Below are 16,464 nucleotides of genomic sequence, written 5' to 3' on the forward strand. Positions count from 1 at the left end.
CGTCGTTCACGCGGCATGGCACAAGACGAACTGCATCACGGCCCACTGACCGAAACCTGCCTGCATCTCTGCATCGACATGCAGAACCTCTTCGCCGGGCATACCGAATGGCACACCCCCTGGATGACGCGGGTAGCGCCTATGGTGGAGCGGCTGGCCGCCGCCCATCCGGAGCGCACGATCTTTACCCGCTTCATCCCTGCCGACCGGCCAGGCGAGGGAACCGGCACCTGGCGGCGCTACTGGGAGCGCTGGCCCTCCCTGACGCGGGAGCAGTTGCCGGAGGGCGCCATCGACCTGCTGCCACCGCTGCAACGGCTGGTTCCGCCGGCCGAGCTCTTCGACAAGAAGGTCTATTCGCCCTGGGTCTGCGGCACGCTGCACCCGCGGCTGCAGGAGCGGGGGATTGAGACGCTCATCATCAGCGGGGCGGAGACGGATGTCTGCGTCCTCGCCGCCGTGCTAGGCGCCGTCGATCTCGGCTACCGGGTGGTGGTGCCGACGGATGCGATCTGCAGCTCCTCCGACCATACGCATGACGCGATGCTGGCCCTTTACAACGAGCGCTACGGCCAGCAGGTGGAGGCGGTGACGACAGAGCTGATCCTGCGGGAGTGGCGTTAGACAGGGACCTCAACATCCAGTAGCGGCGCGTGCTGCTGCGCGCCGTAGACATCGGTGTCGCCGAAGTCCCCGGCCGGCACCAGCCGCGGCAGCGTCGCCTTGAAGGCAGAGGCGGTGTCGTAGGGGGTGAAGAGCACATCCCCCTCCGCCACGCCGTAGAGCTGGGCGAAGAGCGCCGCATTCAGCACGCCCGTCGCCTTGACGCGCCGGTACAGCTCCGGGTTCTCGAACAGCACGTCGATCGTGACCATGAAGGGCCCGGCATTCTTGCTCTTGCAGACCTGGGCGATGTCGCGGATCCGGGGCATCACACGCTCTCGTATTCGATGGGGAAGAGGGCGCAGGGGTTGTCCACCGCGAGGGTGTGGAAGATGCTGAACCGGTAGAGCTCGCCGAGCGGGATGTCGGACGGCGAGAAGGGGAAGGCCATGTTGCCCTCCTTGCAGAGCCGGCCCGGAAAGTCCGCATGCAGCAGGCTGGTGCGGGCCATGGCGAGCACGGCATTCGCCACTTCCTGGTCGTCGGCCAACACCTCAATGACGAAGCCGAGCTCGTGCGAGGTGACGGATTTCACCGGCTCCCACCCCGCCATCACCGCATCCCGCCCGATGACGCGGACGGCCATGCGGTAGCGCTCAGACGAGACGCCGAAGGAGGCAGCCTTGGCCTCCACCTTGGCTCGGTGCGTGGCGAGGTAGTCGTCGATCTGGCCGATCAGCACCGGGTCCCGCGTGGCGCAGATGGTGATGGCGCGGTAGCCGGCCAGTTCCACCCCCTCCAGCTTTACGGTATAGGTCTCGGCCGGCGTCCAGCGCATGCCGGCGACCTTCACCACCCGGTCGGAGACGGGGGTGAAGGTGACGTCCGAGGTGTCGAGCAGCCCACCCGGCTCGACATGGTGGGTCGGGCTGGAATTCTCGTGCAGGGCGAAATTGGCGACCGAGAGCGGCGTGCAGCGGCGGATCGGGTTGGGCGGCTCGCAAACCAGGTGGTCATCCTCGATCGTCACTAGCAGGCAGTCCGGCTCCTTGGGCGTCGTCGGCTCGGCGCCGCATTCCAGCATCTTGCCGGCATACCAGGAGGGCGCCGGCGCCATCCCCGCGCGGATGGCGGGCGCTGCCCATTGCGCCGGGTCGCTGCTGCGGCCGGCGAGGATCACCTGCGCGCCACCGTCGAGCGCCTTGGCGATGGGCTCCGGCCCCATCATGCCGACGATGCGTGTGGCGCGGTCCACAGTCGCCGCGTCGAGCGGCGGCAGCTTCGCCAGCGGCCGGGTCCGGTCTAGCCGGCTGCCGAGCATCGCCTTGTCCTGCTCGGCATGGATCAGCGCCATGCGGAAGGAGAGACCATCCTCCCGCGCGATCTCGCGCGCCAGCGCCGCCATGCTCTGCAGATGGGGCTCGCCGCCTGCCCCGCCCGAGGTGCCGATGATGCAGGGGATGCCGGCCGCGACGGCCGCCTGCAGCATCAGCCGGAAGTCGCGCTTCACCGACAGGCGCGAGCAGAAGGAGGTGCCGGAGCCCAGATAGTGCGGGCCCGGGTCGGTGGAGCCGCCATCGCAGCCGATGACCTGCGGCTGGCGGCTCATCCCGATGCGGAGCGATTCCTCGGCATATCCGTAGCCGAGGATGCCGCTCGTCGAGAGCATGGTGAAGGTTTTCATTGGCGGGGCAACAACCCTTCCTTGGCGGCTTTGGCCCAGCGGGCATCGTCGTCGCGCAAGGTGGCAGCCAGCGCTTCCAGATCCATCGGCGCAGGGTCCGAGGCCATGGTCCTGAATTTCTCCTGCATGGCGGGCGTCGCGCTGACCTCAGCGCAGGCGCGATTGAAGCGGCGGGCGATCTCCCCCGGCAGCTTCGGCGGGCCGAAGATCCCGACCCAGCCGATGAAGGTGCAATCGGGCAGGCCGCATTCGACAAGGGTCGGGCTGTCCGGCAGGAAGCCGGAGCGCTCCGGCGAGGTGACGGCGATCACCTTTACCTTGCCGCCCGGCAGCAGTGGCATGGCCGTCGCCGTGCTGCCCCAGGCGAGCTTGAGGTGCCCGCCGGTGAGGTCGCCGAGATAGGCGCCGCTGCCGCGATAGGGCACCTCGGTCAGGTCGATGCCGGCCGCCTTGGCGAATTGATTGGCGGCATAGGAGGATTGCGCATCGGAGGTTGCCTGCGCGATCTCACCCTTCGGCCGCGTCCTGGCATAGGCGATGAGGCTGGGGACGTCCTTGAAGGACGCGTCGGTATTCGCCATCAGCACCAGCGGGTAGCGTGCCATCAGCGCGATCGGGGTGAAATCCGTCATCGGGTCGAAGGGCAGGTTCGGCACCATGTGGCGGTTCATCACATGGGTGCTGGTGACGGTGACGAAGGTGTAGCCATCAGCCGGGCTGCGCGCCACGGCCTCCGAGCCGACGATTCCGTTGGCGCCCGGCCGGTTCTCGACGACGAAGGTCTGTCCGGGGCGTGCGGTCAGCGCCTCGGCCATGGCACGGGTGGTGAGGTCGGTCCCGCCGCCCGGCGCATAGGCGACGACAAGGCGCACCGTGCGCTCGGGCCAACTGCCTTGCGCACGCACCGCGGGCGCGGCAAGCAGCCCGATGCCGGCCGCGGCGAGACCGCGCCGGCCGAGAATCCCCTTCCTCATTTCGCCTTCCTCCACTCGCCATGTTGCGGCCGTTCCAGGCCGAGATTCTCGCGGAGCGTGCTGCCCGCGTAGTCCTTGTGGTAGAGGCCGCGCCGCTGCATCTCCGGAACCACGAGCCGGGTGAAGTCCTCGAAGGAGGCCGGGTACTGCGAGGCGACGAGGACGAAGCCGTCGCAGGCGCGGCCCTCGAACCAAGCCTGCATCTGGTCCACCACCTGCTTCGGCGTGCCGGTGAAATTGGGGAATTCGCGCGTGGTGCCGCGGCCGGAGAAGGTGACGAAGTCGCGCACCGTCGGGTTCTGCTTGCCGCTCAGCATAACGATCCGGTCCTTGAAGCCGCCCCACGAAAGGTCCGCCAACTCCGCATCGGTGAAGGGTTCGTCCATCGGCTTCGAGGCGAAGTCGAAGTTGAGCGCCTCGGAGAGCAGCACGACGCCGTCCTCCGCCGTCGCCAGGGCCTCGGTGAAGCGGCGCTTCTCTTCTGCCAAAGCTTCAGTCTCGGCGACATTGACATAGACGGCGGGGGCGACCGTTACTTGGTCCGGGTCGCGGCCGGATTCGGTGACCGCGCGCTTGAGGTCGGCATACTGCTTTTTGCCCGCCTCGATGTTCGGGTAGATGACGAAAATCAGCTCGCCCCAGCGGCCTGCGAAGCGGCGGCCCCGGCCGGACTGCCCGGCCTGGATCAGCACCGGATGGCCTTGAGGGCTGCGCGGCACCGGTAGCGGGCCATGAGTGCGGAAGAACTTGCCCTCGTAGCGCACCGGCCGGACCTTGGACGCATCGGCGAAGCGGCCGCTCTCCTTGTCGAGCAGGATGGCGTCGTCTTCCCAAGAGTCCCAGTGGCCCATGACCGCCTCCATGAACTCGTCGGCGCGGTCGTAACGGAGGTCGTGCTCGAGATGCTCGGTGCGGCCGAAATTCGCCGCCTCGCTGTCGTTGAGCGAGGTGACGACGTTCCAGGCGGCGCGGCCGCGCGTCATCAGGTCGAGCGTGCCGAACAGGCGGGCGACGTGGAAAGGCTCGTAATAGGTCGTCGAATAGGTCCCGCCGAGGCCGAGCCGGCTCGTCACCTGCGACATGACGGCGAGGATCGTCGCCGGGTCCATCTTGACGACGCGGATGCCGTTCTCAACCGCCGCCACATGGTCGCGCCCGTAGATGTCGGGCATCGCCAGCCGGTCGTCGAAGAAGGCGAGGTGGAACTTGCCCTCCTCCAGGATGCGGGCGACGCGGGTGAAGTAGTCGGGCGTCAGGAAGTCCGTCGCCGCGGCGGGGTGCCGCCAGGAGCCGGGGGCGATGGAGCAATTCTGGGCCTGCAGGAAGCCCACCATCTTGATCGTGCGGTTCATCTCGTTCCCTCCCGGCCTAGATGGCGCCGGACCGCCGCAGCGCGGCGATGTCCTCGGCCACCATGCCCAGCCAATCTCCAAGAATTTCTTGCGTGTCGGCGCCGCGCGCCCGCCCGGCATGGCGGAAGGTCGGCGGCGTCTCCGTCAGCCGCGGCACCGGCGCCGGCAGCGCCAGCTCCCCGGCCCGCTCGTCGATGATGCGGAGGATGTTCTCACGTGCCGCGATATGCGGGTCGGCGAAGATGTCGGCGATGCTGTTGATCGGACCCCAGGGCACCTCGGCCGCGTCGCAGGCGGCGCCGAGCTGCTTCATCGTCATCCCCGCAGCCCAATCAGCGACGATGCCGTTCACCTCGGCGCGGTTGGCGATGCGCTGCGCCGTCTTCTCGAATCGGTCCGGTGCAGTCAGCTCCGGTCGCCCCATCGCCTCGGCAAGGCGCGCGAAGATTTTGTCGCTGGTGCAGGCGATCGCCACCCAGCGACCGTCGCCGGTCTGCCAATGGCCATGCGGCACCACGGTCGGCACGTCGGCACCCATGCGCTCGCGCACATAGCCGGTCTTCGCGTAAGCGGGGGCGATCTCGTCGAGAAGGCGGAAGACGCTCTCATAAAGACCGATATCGACATCCTGCCCATGCCCCGTGCGCTCCGCGACGCGCAGCGCCATCAGCACGCCGAGCGCCCCCCAGATGCCGGAGAGGTAGTCGGCGAGCGAGGTGGAGCCGGGCACGACGGGCTTCCCGTCCGGCTCGCCGGCCAGGAAGCTGAGCCCGCCGAAGCCGTGCGCCACGCGAGCGAAGCCGGGCAGGCCACGCCGTGGCCCGGTCTGCCCATAAGCGCTGACCCGCAGCACGACGAGCCTCGGGTTGATCTCGCGCAGCGCATCCGGGCCGAGGCCCCACTTCTCCAGCGTGCCGGGACGGAAATTCTCGAGCAGCACGTCGGATTGCGCGACCAGCCTGCGGAACACCGCCGCGCCCTCCGGGTGGCGCAGGTCGAGCGTCATGCATTGCTTGTTCCGCGCCTCGCTCAGCCAGGCGAGGGTGTCGCCGCACTCGGTCGGGGTGCCGAAGGCGCGCATCGGGTCGCCGAGCTTCGGATGCTCGATCTTCAGCACCGTCGCGCCGAAATCGGCGAGGATGGTGCCGGCGAAGGGCGCGGCGAGGAAGGTGGCGATGTCGAGCACCTTCACGCCCGCCATGGGCATCGCAGGCGCGCTCATGCCTCGAGCCCCGCCTGCCGCAGGATGTCGCGCGCCATCAGCGCATGCACGGCATCGACCATCATCCCATCCTCCGCAGCCGCACCGGCCCCTGCTGCTTCCGCCCGGGCGAGCGTCGCCAGGACCTTCCTTGCCCATGCGATCCGCGCCTCGTCCGGCGAGAAGACCGCGTTGATCGGGTCGATCTGGTCGGGGTGGATCGCCCATTTCCCCTCGTAGCCGAGCGCCCGCGAGCGGATGGCCGAGGCGCGCAGTCCCTCCCCGTCGCGGAAATCCGCATAGACGGCATCGATCGGCCGCACACCAGCCGCCCGGCAGGCATTGGCGATGCGGGCCAGCGCATAGTGCCACTGGTCGTTGATCGCGCCCGAGAGCGCGTAGTCCGGGTTGGGCAGGCCGACGACCGTGTCCGGTGTCCGCATCTCGCGCATGTAGTCGCCGAGGCCGAATATCACCGTCTCGACGCGCGGATGCGCCTCGGCGATCTCCTCGACACGGCCGACGCCCTTCGCGGTCTCGACCAGTGCTGCGATGCCGATGCGCGGGCGGCCGGTCGCCGCCTCGACACCATCGAGAAGGGCGGCGAGGAAGCGGATGTCGAAGGCCTCGCCCGCCTTGGGCAGCACGATGCGGTCAAGGCGCGGGCAGGTCTCGGCGACCTCGATGATGTCGCGGTGGCACCAGGGCGTGCCGATGCCGTTCACCCGGACCGACATGATGCGCGGGCCCCAATCGACCTCATTCAGGGCGGCGATGGCGGCGGCGCGCGCCTCCTCCTTGCGACCCGGCGCCACGCCATCCTCGAGGTCGAGGACGATGGCATCCGCTGCACCCGCGGCCGCCTTGGCGAAGAACCGGCCCGAGGTAGCCGGCACCGAGAGCTCGCTGCGTTGCGGCCGCTTGGCTCTGGCCTCGACGCTCATCGCCTGCGGTGTCACGCTGCGCCCTCCATGTCCGTCAACCTCAAGCTGCTGAACGCCTTCCTGCTCGTCGCGGAGCACCGCAGCTTCCGCCGCGCCGCGGAGCTGTCCGGCCGCTCGCAATCGGCGCTGAGCCTGCAGGTGCGGGAGCTGGAGGGGCAGCTCGGCGCCCCGCTTTTCCATCGCACCACACGCGCCGTCGGGCTGACACCGGAGGGTGAGGCGCTGCTGCCGCATGCCCGCCGCGCCAATGCCGAGCTGGAGGCCGGGCTGCGCCGCGTCCGCGCCGCGGCGGCGATGGAGGCTGGGCGGCTGGCCCTCGGCTGCCCGCCGCATGTGGCGGAGACGGTGCTGCCGCCGCTGCTCGCCGCCTTCCACCGCGCGCATCCGCGCGTCGCCATCCATCTGCGGGAGATGCCGCAGGCTGCGGTGCTGGAAGGCGTCAGGCGGCAGGACCTCGAATTCGGTATCGGCCCGCGCCCGGCCCATGCGCCGAGCCTTGGCTTCACCCCGCTCAGGGAGGAGGCGATCCTGGCGCTGGCCGCGCCGCGCTTCATCCCGAAAGGCGCGCGCAGCCTGCCGCTGGCGGCGCTCGGCCGGCTGCCGATCCTCATCACCAGCGGGACGAATACGATGCGGGCGATGGTGGAGGAGGCGGCGGCGAGCATCGGCACCTCCTTCGACCCCTGCTGCGAGGTGCAGATGCCAGCGACGGCCATCGCGCTCGCCGCCGAGGGGCTCGGGGTTGCGGTGATCCCGGAACTGGCCCTGCCACGCCGGCGGCCGGCCGGGCTGCGCGTGCTGCCCATCACCGACCCGCCGCTGCTGCGCGAGATCGGCCTCGTGCAGTTGCGGGGCAGCCGGTTGTCGCCGGCGGCCACGGCCTTCATCGGCCTGCTGGAGGCGGCCCTCACCAGGCCTGCCGCGTAGGACGTCATGTTTCCACCCTGTTTTCCCGATCGAAGCGCGCCCGTGGGCCGAGCGTCCAGCGAGTTTCGGCAAGCGATTGATCGCGTTTCGCGATCACCGGCGGATGCTGTCTGCGGGTAGGGAGATCGGCGCCGGCCTGCGCGCGCGCACCGCCGCTCAGCGCCGCGTCAGCGAAATGCTGACGCAGGTCGTCCAGTCTTTAGGTCCAGCCATCGGCTTGCCGCGGGACACCGCTGCTGGGCCGGTCGGGCGGCCGCTCTCAATCCGCCGATAGTCCCTGCTGACGCTGTCCGGCGCCGGACAGGGGTCAGGCAGTACAGGCCGGCACTTCGCGCGCGAGGCCGCCATGCAGGTCGAGCATCCGCTCCTGCCAGTCATGCACCGCATCGCCCGGTTCCAGCAACGGCAGCGGGCTGACGACGCGCGGCCACATCAGCGTGCCGAAGACGCAGTAGTCGCCGTAGTCGGGCACGCTGCCGCCGAGGAAGGGCTGATGGCGCAGCAGGTGCCGCAGCGGCAGCAGCAGCGCGCGGAATTCCGGCAGCCGCGCCTCGCGTCCCACCGTCACCTGGGCGAGCGTCATTCCGAAGCGCTTCTCGCGGCTCTCGATGAAATAGGCGCGGTCCTTCGCGTCGAGCAGAGCCGGGATGTCGGAGACGATGAGCTTCGCCAGCGCGGGCAGCAGCACCGTATCCGACCAGGTGGCGAGGAAGCGCTGCGCCGCGGGCGAGCCCTGGAACAGGTTCGGCGCTTCCGGGTAGCATTCCTCCAGATATTCGGCGATGGCCCAGCTGTCGGCGACGGTCTTCGCCCCGTCGACCAGCACCGGCACCTTGTCGGTGCCGGCGAAGGCGATCGCATCGCGATCGGTGAAGCGCCAGGGGACAACCTCGGCGTCCACTCCCTTGTGGGCGAGGGCCATGCGGCTCCGCCAGCAATAGGGACTGAAGCGTCGTGCCGGATCGGTGCCGCAGAGTTCGAAGAGCTTGCGTGCCATGGTCCGTGATCCCCCGATCATGCCGCGGAACCATACCCCAATCGCAAGTGTCGCCGAAACCACCGCGATGCCGATCCGGGCATGACACCGGAACCCAAGCTCCTTCGTTGCACGTCTGCGCAAGGGCCTGGCGGCGCTTTCGCGTCATGGTTGACGCCATGGCGGGCGATCGTGGACTCCGCCCCGGGGTGGGCGGGTTGCGGCGGCGCGATGCGGGCGCCCATAGTCCGGGACCAGGGGAAGGAAACGGGCATGGCGAGGCTCCAAGGCAAGGTCGCCCTCATCACCGGCGCGGGCATCGGCATCGGCCGAGCGACGGCCGAACTCTTCGCGCGCGAAGCTGCGCGGGTGGCGGTCGCCGAGATCGACCCCGCCGCGGGCGAGGAGACGGCGCAGCGCATCGCCGCCGCCGGGGGCGAGGCCATCGCCATCCCCACCGATGTGCGGGAGGAGGCGCAGATGGAGGCCGCCATCCGCCGTACCGTGCAGCATTGGGGGCGGCTCGACGTGCTGCACAACAATGCCGGCGGCTCGACGCTGGAGGACGGGCCGGTGACGGAGGCGCCGATCGGCGAGTTCTGGCGCGCCATCACGCTCGATCTCTTCGGCACCTTCCTCGGCTGCCGCTTCGGCATCCCGGCGATCATCGCCTCGGGCGGCGGAGCGGTGATCAACATGACCTCCATCGTGGCGCTGATGGGCTTCCCGGGGCGGGATTGCTACACGGCGGCCAAGGGCGGCGTCGCGGCGCTGACCCGCTCGCTCGCCGTCGAATACGCGGCGCAGCGGGTGCGGGTGAATGCCATAGCACCCTGCGTCACCCTCACCCCAAGGGTCGAGCGGCTGCTCGCCGGCAATGCGGCGGCGCGGCAGGTGGCGGAGGGCCACCTGCTCGGCCTCGGTGAGCCGGTGGACATGGCGCAGGCGGCGCTCTGGCTCGCCTCCGACGAGAGCCGCATCGTCACCGGCCAGGTGATCCCGGTCGACAGCGGGGCGGTCGTGGCATGATGCGGCCCGATGACCGGAGCGCCGAATGGCACACAGGGCTGGATCGGCCCGCCATGCGAGGAAACCAGGCATGACCAGTATTGGATTCATTGGCCTCGGCCAGATGGGCGCGCCGATGGCGGCGCGGCTGCTCGGCACAGATGTCTCGCTCCATGTCTACGACCCGCGGCCGGAAGCGGCCGCGGCGCTCGTGGCGCAGGGCGCCATCGGCTGCCCGAGCGCGCGGGCCGTCGCCGATGCGGCGGAGATCGTCCTCGCCTGCCTGCCCAATGGTCAGGTCAGCGAGGCGGTGGCGGCAGAAGTCGCCGATGGCGGCGCCGTCAAACTCTATGCGGAGATGTCGACCATCGGCCGCGTGACGGTCGAAGGCATTGCGGCGCGGCTGGCGGAGCGCGGCATCGTCATGGTGGATGCGCCCATCAGCGGCGGGCCCGCGGGCGCGCGGGCGGGGACGCTCGCCATGCTCGCCGCCGGGGCGCCGGAGGCAGTGGCGCGGCTCAGGCCCTGGCAGGAGCGGATCGGGCGCGTGGTCTTCACCCTCGGCGAACGGCCGGGGCAGGCGCAGGTGATGAAGCTCGTCAACAACCTGGTCTTCGCCGCCAACATGGTCGCCGGCTTCGAGGGGCTCGCCATGGGCGCCAAGGCGGGGCTCGACCCGGATACCATGCTGGCGATGTTGAATGCCGGGACGGGGCGCAGTGTCGTCACCGAGCGCGTGGCGGAGGAGGTGCTGGCGCGGCGCTTCGCCTTCGGCGCGGCGATCGCGGTGGTGGACAAGGATGTGAAGCTTGGCCTCGCCGAGGCGTCGTCGCTCGACGTGCCGATGTGGGGGATCGAGCAGGCGGCGCGGGTCTGGCGCTTCGCCGCCGGGCATGGGATGGCGGGGGAGGATATCTCGGCGCTTGCCCGGCTGATGGAAGGCTGGGCCGGGGCGGAGATCAGGAGCCGGCAGGAGTAAGGCGGATGGCGAAGATCCACTACAAGATCGTCCAGCACGATGGCGGCTGGGCCTACAAGCTCGGCGATGTCTTCTCGGAATCCTATCCCACGCATGACGCCGCGATGCGGGCGGCGAAGCGAGTGGCGCAGGAGCAGCACATCCCCGGCGACGACGCCTATATCGAATACCAGGACGAGAAGGGCGAATGGCGGACCGAGTATTCGGCGGGCGGCGACCGGCCGGATGCGGATGTGACGGACTAGGACGCCACCAGCCCCGCCAGCGCCGCGCGTACCTCGGCCACCTCCAACGCGGCGAGGCTCGGGTGGCGCAGAACGGCGACGGCGCGGCCGCGCGGGGCGCAGAGGGCCGGGTCGCTCTCCGGGCCGAAGAGCACGAGCGTCGGGCAGCCGGCGGCGGCGGCGAGATGCGTCGGGCCGGTGTCGTTGCCGATGGCGAAGGCGGCGCGGCGGGCGACGGCGCCGAGGCCGGCGAGGCTGGTGCGGCCGGTCAGGTCGATCACCCTGGCCTGCCGGGCGATGGCGGCGGCGAGCGGCGCCTCGGCCGGGCCGCCCACGACGGCGACGGGCAGGCCGAGAGTCGCGGCGAGCGCGGCGAAGCGCTCCACCGGCCAGCGCTTCAGCGGGCGGCCGGGCGAGGCGCCGGGGATCAGCAGGGCGAAGCGCGCCGGCAGGCCGAGGCCGGAGATGTCGTCATCCAGCCAATCGAGGGCGGGGGCCGGGAAATCGGCGATGCCGGCCATTTCCAGCTGCTCGCGCTGGCGCTCGGCGGTGTGCATCAGGTCCCGCGCCGGGTTGGCATGCGGGTGGCTGGCGCCGGGGGCGATGCCGGACCACTCGGCGCCGTTGCCGACCATCAGCCGGTAGCGGGAGGAGCGGGAGGAGGTCTGCAAATCATAGACCCGCTCGAAGCGGGCGGCGCGCAGACGGCGGGCCAGGCGCCAGAGGGCGGGCAGGTCGGACCAGGCAGGGCGGCCGTCATCCCAGATGCGGTCGAACCAGGGGCTGCGGGCGAGCAGGCCGGCATAGGGCGGCGTCGTCAGCAGGGTGATCTCGGCGCCCGGGTGATGGGCGCGGATGGCGGCGAAGGGGCCGAAGGCCTGCACCACATCGCCGAGCGCGGCGAGCTTGATGACGAGGATGCGGCCGGCCGTCATGCCAGCTCCCGATAGACGGCGAGCGTCGCCTGCTGCATCGCGGCGGTGGTGTAGTGGGCGAGGACATGGGCGCGGGCGGCTTCGCCGGTCCCGGCGCGGGCAGCGGCGGGCAGGCCGAGGGCGCGGTCGATGGCGCGGGCCAGGGCTTCCGGGTCGCCGGGGGGGACGCGCCAGCCGGTCGCATTCTGGATCACCGTCTCGCGCGGGCCGCCGAGATCGGCGGCGATCACCGGGCGGGCCATGGCCTGGGCCTCGATCACGGTGCGGCCGAAGGCTTCGGGCTCCGTCGAGCAGTGGAGGACGAGGTCGGCGAGGAGCAGGGCCGTGGGCATGTCGTCGACATGGCCGGCGAAGCGCAGGCGGTCGCCGAGGCCGAGGCCGAGGCGGGCGGCTTCGGCTTCCAGTTCGCGGCGGTAGCGGGGGCCATCGCCGACGAGCACGGCGATGGCGTCGTGCGACAGGCGGGTCATGGCCTGGAGCAGGACCCCCTGCCCTTTCCAGCGGGTGAGGCGGCCGGGGAGCATCAGCACCGGGCGGCCTTCGGGCAGGCGCCATTCGGCGCGGAGGGCGGCGAGGCGCTCGGGCGGGACCAGGGCGGGGTCGAAGCGGCGCGCATCGACGCCACGGGGAATGATGCGGATGCGTGCCGGGTCGGTGCCGTGGCGTTCGCGGATATGGGCGGCGATGAAATGGCTGATGGCGATGACGCGCTCGCCCCTCGCCATGACCGAATTGTAGAAGCGCTTGCCGGGGAAGCCCTCGTTGTAGGTGCCGTGATAGGTGGTGACGAAATGGGCGCCGGTGCGCCGCGCGGCCAGCATCGCCGACCAGGCGGGGGCGCGGGAGCGGGCGTGGATGATGCGGACGCCCTCCGCCGCGGCCAGCCGGGCCAGCGCGGCGGCATTGCGCCATAGGCCGAGAGGCGACTTGGTGCGCAGCGGCAGGGTGATGTGGGTGGCACCCAGCCGTTCCAGCGGGCCGACCAGTGGACCGCCGGCGGAGGCGACCAGGGCGCGGCCGCCGGCGGCGATGGTGGCCTCGGCGATCTCGAGCGTGCCGCGTTCCACCCCGCCGGCGACGAGGCTCGGCAGCACCTGCAGGACGGGCGGAAGGCTCACGCCTCGATCGGCGCCGGCATGGCGAGGCCGGCGGCGGCGGCGCGGGCGGCGAGCGCGGGTGGGATGGAAGGGTGGAGGGTGACGCCGCGCGCCATCGCCTCCGCCCGGCGCTGCCAGGCGCGTTCGCCGGGGAGGCGGGGCGGCTGGCCGCCCCTGGCAGGCGGGTTGGTGCGGACGGCCTCCGTGATCCAGCCGCTTTCGCGTAGGAAGCCCTCGGCGCCGCCGAAGCGGGCGGGGTCGATCACCAGGACGAAGACATTGGCACCCCAGCCGGCGGGAGCCTCGGCGCGGCCGTGGCCGGCGAGGCCGGAGGTCAGGGCCTCGACGAGGAGGCCGAGGCCGAAGCCCTTGTGACCGGCGGCCATGCCACCGAGCGGCAGCAGGGTGCCGTCCTGGAAGAAGGCTTCCGGGTCATCCGTCGGCTGGCCTTCCGCGGTGAGGAGCGCGTCGAAGGGGAAGCGGGTGCCCTCGGCGCGGCGGCGAGCGGTCATGCCGTTGGTGGTGATGGACATGGAGATGTCGATCATCACCGGGCCGTCCGGGCCGGGCCAGCCGGCGGCGAGCGGGTTCGGAGTGATGATGCGGCGGGTGCCGCCCCAGGGGGCGACGGAGGCCGTCGCAGGGTCGGAGGACCAGATCTGGGCGACGAGGCCGCGCTCCACCAGGCGCGGGAGGTAGGCGGCGAGGCAGCCGATATGGTGGCAGCGGCGGATGGCCACCGCCGCCAGGCCGAACTCCGCGGCGCGGGCGCCGGCGAGGTCGCCGGCGCGGCGGACCAGCCAGGGGCCGGGGAGCTTGCCGCCGTCCCAGGTCTCGGCGACGGGGGTGCCGGAGAGGATTTGCGGCTCCCCCCTGCCCTGCATGTCGCCGCTGGCGAGGCCGTCGAGATAGGGCGGCAGCAGGGCGAGGCCGTGGGTGTCGTGGCCCATCAGGTCGCCTTCAACCAGGATCTCGGCGACCACCGCGGCCTTGTCGGCATCCATGCCGCCGGCGGTGAAGAGGGCGGCGGCGAGGGTGTTGAGGTCGGCGGCGGCGTAACGGGTCATCGGGGCCTCGGCGCTGCGGAGGGCGTGTTCCTCGGGCCGGCGGCGGGATTCGTCAAGGCGGGGGACGGAGGGCTCAAATTCTCAAGCAGGGCGGCGGCAAGGGATTGGTTTGGTGGGGGAATGGCGGGAAATTTAGGAATTTATGGATTTAGGGAGGGGTCCAGAGAAACAACGGGCGGCGGGAAGGGATTTGATTGTTTTCCTATAACGGGCTGGGCGCTGAATGTCGAGCGGTCAGAGCGGGGGGACGAGGTTCTTCGGCCGGTAGTCGATCAGGCTGTCCGTCGCATCGTCCTCGATGAGGCGCACGCGCTGGCCGTAGCGGAGGGCGAGGCTCGGGTGCAGAGCCTCGTTGATGGTCGGCAGGCGCGTCCCGTCGGCGGTGCGGGGGGCGTAGAGGGTCTCCCAGGGATGGACCGGGACCTCGCGGCCGCAGACCTCGCGGATGGTGGGCGTCAGCCGGTCCTTGCCGGACCAGCCGTGGCGGGATTCGTGCTGCGGGGCGAGCGGGTCGAACCAGGCGCGGCCTTGCGGGAAGAGCGCCAGCTCGTCGAGCTGGAGGCCGGTGCGGGCGGCCTCGTCGGCCATCCAGGCGAGGCTGATATCGGCGAGGCCCCGCTCCGGATAGCCGCCGCCGACATCGGAATGCGCGCCGGCGAACCAGAGCTGGCGGATGTCGCTGCCGGGGGGCGGCGTGCCGGTCCAGAGCGTTGGCACGAACTCGTCGCGGTGCTCGTCGACGGCCAGCGCATGGCGGGCGCAGCGGATGATCCGCGAGGGCTTGGTGTTGTGGAACTGGTGGGCGGCGTTCAGGCCGCTGAACAGGGTGCCGGGGATGCCGAGGCTGCCGACCGTGTCCCACACGCCAAGGAAGGTGACCGGGACCTTCTCATGCACCTTAGCGCCGGTGAGGGCGTGGAACTCCTCCGGGTCATGTGGGCCGGGGTTGCGGTAGTAGTCCCAGGCGGCAAGGATGCTGCCCAGGGACTGGCGCATCAGCAGGCCGGCGGCGCCGAGGAAGCCGGCCAGGCTGCGGGCGGAGAAGGCGCCGCGGGAGAAGCCGAAGAGGTAGATCTCGTCGCCGGGGAGGTAGTTCTGCGCCAGGAACATGTAGCCGGAGCGGATGGTCTCGTCGATGCCGAGGCCCGTGGCGCCCTCGATCACCCGCTGCATGGGGAGGCCCGTGGTGCCGACGCCGCGGAGGTAGAGGGTGATCTGCACGCGGTCGCCGCTGCTGGCGCGGATGGCGCGGGCGATGCGGGCGACGTTGGTCTCGGCGCGCTCGCTATCGGCGCTGTTCCAGGTGCCGTCGAAGCAGATGACGAGGCGCTTGGGGGGGATGGTGGGCATGGTGGGGTGTCCCCGGCTGGGTGTGGGGAGGGTAGCGGGGTTGGAGGTGGGTGGGGGTGCAAGGCGGCGTGTTGATTGTTGCAGGACCTGCCGGGCCGTGATGTTGGAAAAGGGATGGTTGCCAACCTCATCCGGATCAGGGCGCATCATCGGGCTGCGACCCGACAACTCCCACCGCATTGGTCATCGCTTGTCCGGGCGAGCTGGGTTCAGTACTGACGTAGCGGGCGGATGCGGCGCGCCCGGCGATCGTGACAACCATGCCGCCACCGCGGCCGCTTGTGCCGACACCAGAACCACGGCGGGAATGCGCCGGACACAGGGGGAGGATTCCATGCGCCGCGGACTCCCGGACGGCACCACGCGCCGCTCCCTGCTGCTCGGCGCCGCGACGCTGCCGCTTCTCCCGCGTCCCGCCGCCGCGGAGGAGCTCGTCGTCTTCTCCTCAGGCGGTTTGAATGCCGCCTACCGGGTGCTGGTGCCGGAGTTCCAGCGCGCGAGCGGGCACCAGCTCACCTCCATCGGCGCCTCCTCCATGGGGGCCGCGCCCGATGCGATCCCGCAGCGCCTCGCCCGTGGCGAGCCGGCCGATGTGCTGCTGCTGGCCGAAGGGGGCATCGCGCCGCTCGAGGCGCGCGGCTTCATCCGGCCCGGCAGCCGCGTGGACATCGCCCGCTCGCTGATCGGCGCCTGCGTGCGGGAGGGCGCGCCGAAGCCCGACATCGCCAGCCTCGATGCCTTCCGTCGGACGCTGCTGGAGGCCCGCTCCATCGCCTACTCGGCCTCGGCGAGCGGCGTCTATATCGAGACGGAGATGTTCCGCCGCCTCGGCATCCACGACCAGGTCATGCCGAAGGCGCGGCGCATCCTCTCCGAGCGCGTCGCCGCCGTCGTCGCGCGGGGCGAGGCGGAGATCGGCTTCCAGCAGGTGAGCGAGATCGTGACGGTGCCCGGCATCGCCTATCTCGGCACCATCCCGGAGGAGGTGCAGCAGCCGACGGTCTTCTGCGCCGTCGTCACCGCGCAGGCCCGGCAGCCGGAGGCGGCGGCGGAGCTGATCCGCTTCCTGGCCTCGCCCGCGGCGGCCGATGCGCTGCGGCGGACGGGGCTGGAGCCGCTGAGCCGAAGCTGAGCCGCGCGCCG

At 71.0% G+C, this 16,464-nt stretch carries 17 protein-coding genes; 6 read left to right on the forward strand and 11 right to left on the reverse strand.

All coding sequences use genetic code 11. From position 1 onward, the window contains the following. The first annotated feature begins 15 nt into the window (after nucleotides 1–15). Complete coding sequence (locus EP26_RS06785; RefSeq protein ID WP_043337256.1) at nucleotides 16–624, forward strand: cysteine hydrolase family protein; 609 nt, start codon at nucleotides 16–18, stop codon at nucleotides 622–624. On the opposite strand, the gene EP26_RS06790 is transcribed toward EP26_RS06785, so the two are convergent. The 6 genes from EP26_RS06790 to EP26_RS06815 are packed head-to-tail and all read right to left on the reverse strand — an operon-like array spanning nucleotide 621 to nucleotide 6,773. Beyond that, nucleotides 621–932: a DUF4387 domain-containing protein gene (locus EP26_RS06790; protein WP_043337260.1), complete on the reverse strand. Its 312-nt coding sequence runs from the start codon at nucleotides 930–932 to the stop codon at nucleotides 621–623. The genes EP26_RS06785 and EP26_RS06790 overlap by 4 nt on opposite strands. Then, entirely contained in the window at nucleotides 932–2,287 is a 1,356-nt protein-coding gene (locus EP26_RS06795; RefSeq protein ID WP_043337262.1) for an acyclic terpene utilization AtuA family protein, read from the reverse strand. The genes EP26_RS06790 and EP26_RS06795 overlap by 1 nt, the downstream gene beginning before the upstream one ends. Next, nucleotides 2,284–3,261 (reverse strand): Bug family tripartite tricarboxylate transporter substrate binding protein, encoded by a 978-nt coding sequence (locus tag EP26_RS06800; protein ID WP_052388886.1) that lies wholly within the window; start codon nucleotides 3,259–3,261, stop codon nucleotides 2,284–2,286. Before EP26_RS06800 ends, EP26_RS06795 begins: the two co-directional genes overlap by 4 nt. Beyond that, complete coding sequence (locus EP26_RS06805; protein ID WP_043337265.1) at nucleotides 3,258–4,613, reverse strand: LLM class flavin-dependent oxidoreductase; 1,356 nt, start codon at nucleotides 4,611–4,613, stop codon at nucleotides 3,258–3,260. Before EP26_RS06805 ends, EP26_RS06800 begins: the two co-directional genes overlap by 4 nt. Nucleotides 4,614–4,629: 16 nt before the next feature. After that, nucleotides 4,630–5,835 (reverse strand): CaiB/BaiF CoA transferase family protein, encoded by a 1,206-nt coding sequence (locus EP26_RS06810; RefSeq protein ID WP_043337268.1) that lies wholly within the window; start codon nucleotides 5,833–5,835, stop codon nucleotides 4,630–4,632. Next, complete coding sequence (locus EP26_RS06815; protein WP_211259390.1) at nucleotides 5,832–6,773, reverse strand: HpcH/HpaI aldolase/citrate lyase family protein; 942 nt, start codon at nucleotides 6,771–6,773, stop codon at nucleotides 5,832–5,834. Before EP26_RS06815 ends, EP26_RS06810 begins: the two co-directional genes overlap by 4 nt. A gap of 12 nt (nucleotides 6,774–6,785) precedes the next feature. Between EP26_RS06815 and EP26_RS06820 the strand changes: the two genes are divergently transcribed. Beyond that, nucleotides 6,786–7,685, forward strand: coding sequence for a LysR family transcriptional regulator (locus tag EP26_RS06820; protein ID WP_043337271.1), 900 nt, complete (start codon nucleotides 6,786–6,788; stop codon nucleotides 7,683–7,685). A gap of 307 nt (nucleotides 7,686–7,992) precedes the next feature. On the opposite strand, the gene EP26_RS06825 is transcribed toward EP26_RS06820, so the two are convergent. Beyond that, on the reverse strand, nucleotides 7,993–8,682 hold the full coding sequence (locus tag EP26_RS06825) for a glutathione S-transferase family protein (RefSeq protein WP_043337273.1): 690 nt from the start codon (nucleotides 8,680–8,682) through the stop codon (nucleotides 7,993–7,995). 252 nt (nucleotides 8,683–8,934) lie between these two features. Here EP26_RS06825 and EP26_RS06830 point away from each other — a divergent pair, with 252 nt between their 5' ends. From EP26_RS06830 to EP26_RS06840, 3 genes are all read left to right on the forward strand, one after another. Then, nucleotides 8,935–9,690 carry an SDR family NAD(P)-dependent oxidoreductase gene (locus tag EP26_RS06830; protein WP_043337275.1) on the forward strand — a complete coding sequence of 252 codons (756 nt, stop codon included), beginning with the start codon at nucleotides 8,935–8,937 and terminating at the stop codon, nucleotides 9,688–9,690. A 70-nt stretch (nucleotides 9,691–9,760) separates the two neighbouring features. Beyond that, a complete protein-coding gene (locus tag EP26_RS06835; RefSeq protein WP_043337277.1) occupies nucleotides 9,761–10,648 on the forward strand; it encodes an NAD(P)-dependent oxidoreductase in 888 nt (295 codons plus the stop codon). A 5-nt stretch (nucleotides 10,649–10,653) separates the two neighbouring features. Further along, entirely contained in the window at nucleotides 10,654–10,893 is a 240-nt protein-coding gene (locus tag EP26_RS06840) for a DUF2188 domain-containing protein (RefSeq protein WP_043337280.1), read from the forward strand. Here the strand turns inward: EP26_RS06840 and EP26_RS06845 are convergent. The 4 genes from EP26_RS06845 to EP26_RS06860 form a co-directional block, all read right to left on the reverse strand. After that, entirely contained in the window at nucleotides 10,890–11,807 is a 918-nt protein-coding gene (locus EP26_RS06845) for a glycosyltransferase family 9 protein (RefSeq protein ID WP_043337282.1), read from the reverse strand. The genes EP26_RS06840 and EP26_RS06845 overlap by 4 nt on opposite strands. Beyond that, nucleotides 11,804–12,925 carry a glycosyltransferase family 4 protein gene (locus tag EP26_RS06850; protein ID WP_043337283.1) on the reverse strand — a complete coding sequence of 374 codons (1,122 nt, stop codon included), beginning with the start codon at nucleotides 12,923–12,925 and terminating at the stop codon, nucleotides 11,804–11,806. The genes EP26_RS06845 and EP26_RS06850 overlap by 4 nt, the downstream gene beginning before the upstream one ends. Then, on the reverse strand, nucleotides 12,922–13,971 hold the full coding sequence (locus tag EP26_RS06855; protein ID WP_043337285.1) for an Ldh family oxidoreductase: 1,050 nt from the start codon (nucleotides 13,969–13,971) through the stop codon (nucleotides 12,922–12,924). Before EP26_RS06855 ends, EP26_RS06850 begins: the two co-directional genes overlap by 4 nt. A gap of 234 nt (nucleotides 13,972–14,205) precedes the next feature. Further along, a complete protein-coding gene (locus EP26_RS06860) occupies nucleotides 14,206–15,321 on the reverse strand; it encodes a DUF2235 domain-containing protein (RefSeq protein ID WP_052388887.1) in 1,116 nt (371 codons plus the stop codon). Between the two features lie 334 nt (nucleotides 15,322–15,655). On the opposite strand from EP26_RS06860, the gene EP26_RS06865 reads away from it, so the two are divergent. Continuing rightward, complete coding sequence (locus tag EP26_RS06865) at nucleotides 15,656–16,453, forward strand: molybdate ABC transporter substrate-binding protein (RefSeq protein WP_043337287.1); 798 nt, start codon at nucleotides 15,656–15,658, stop codon at nucleotides 16,451–16,453. Nucleotides 16,454–16,464: the final 11 nt, after the last annotated feature.

Origin of the sequence: Belnapia moabensis DSM 16746, assembly GCF_000745835.1 — a bacterium.
Lineage (GTDB): Bacteria > Pseudomonadota > Alphaproteobacteria > Acetobacterales > Acetobacteraceae > Belnapia > Belnapia moabensis.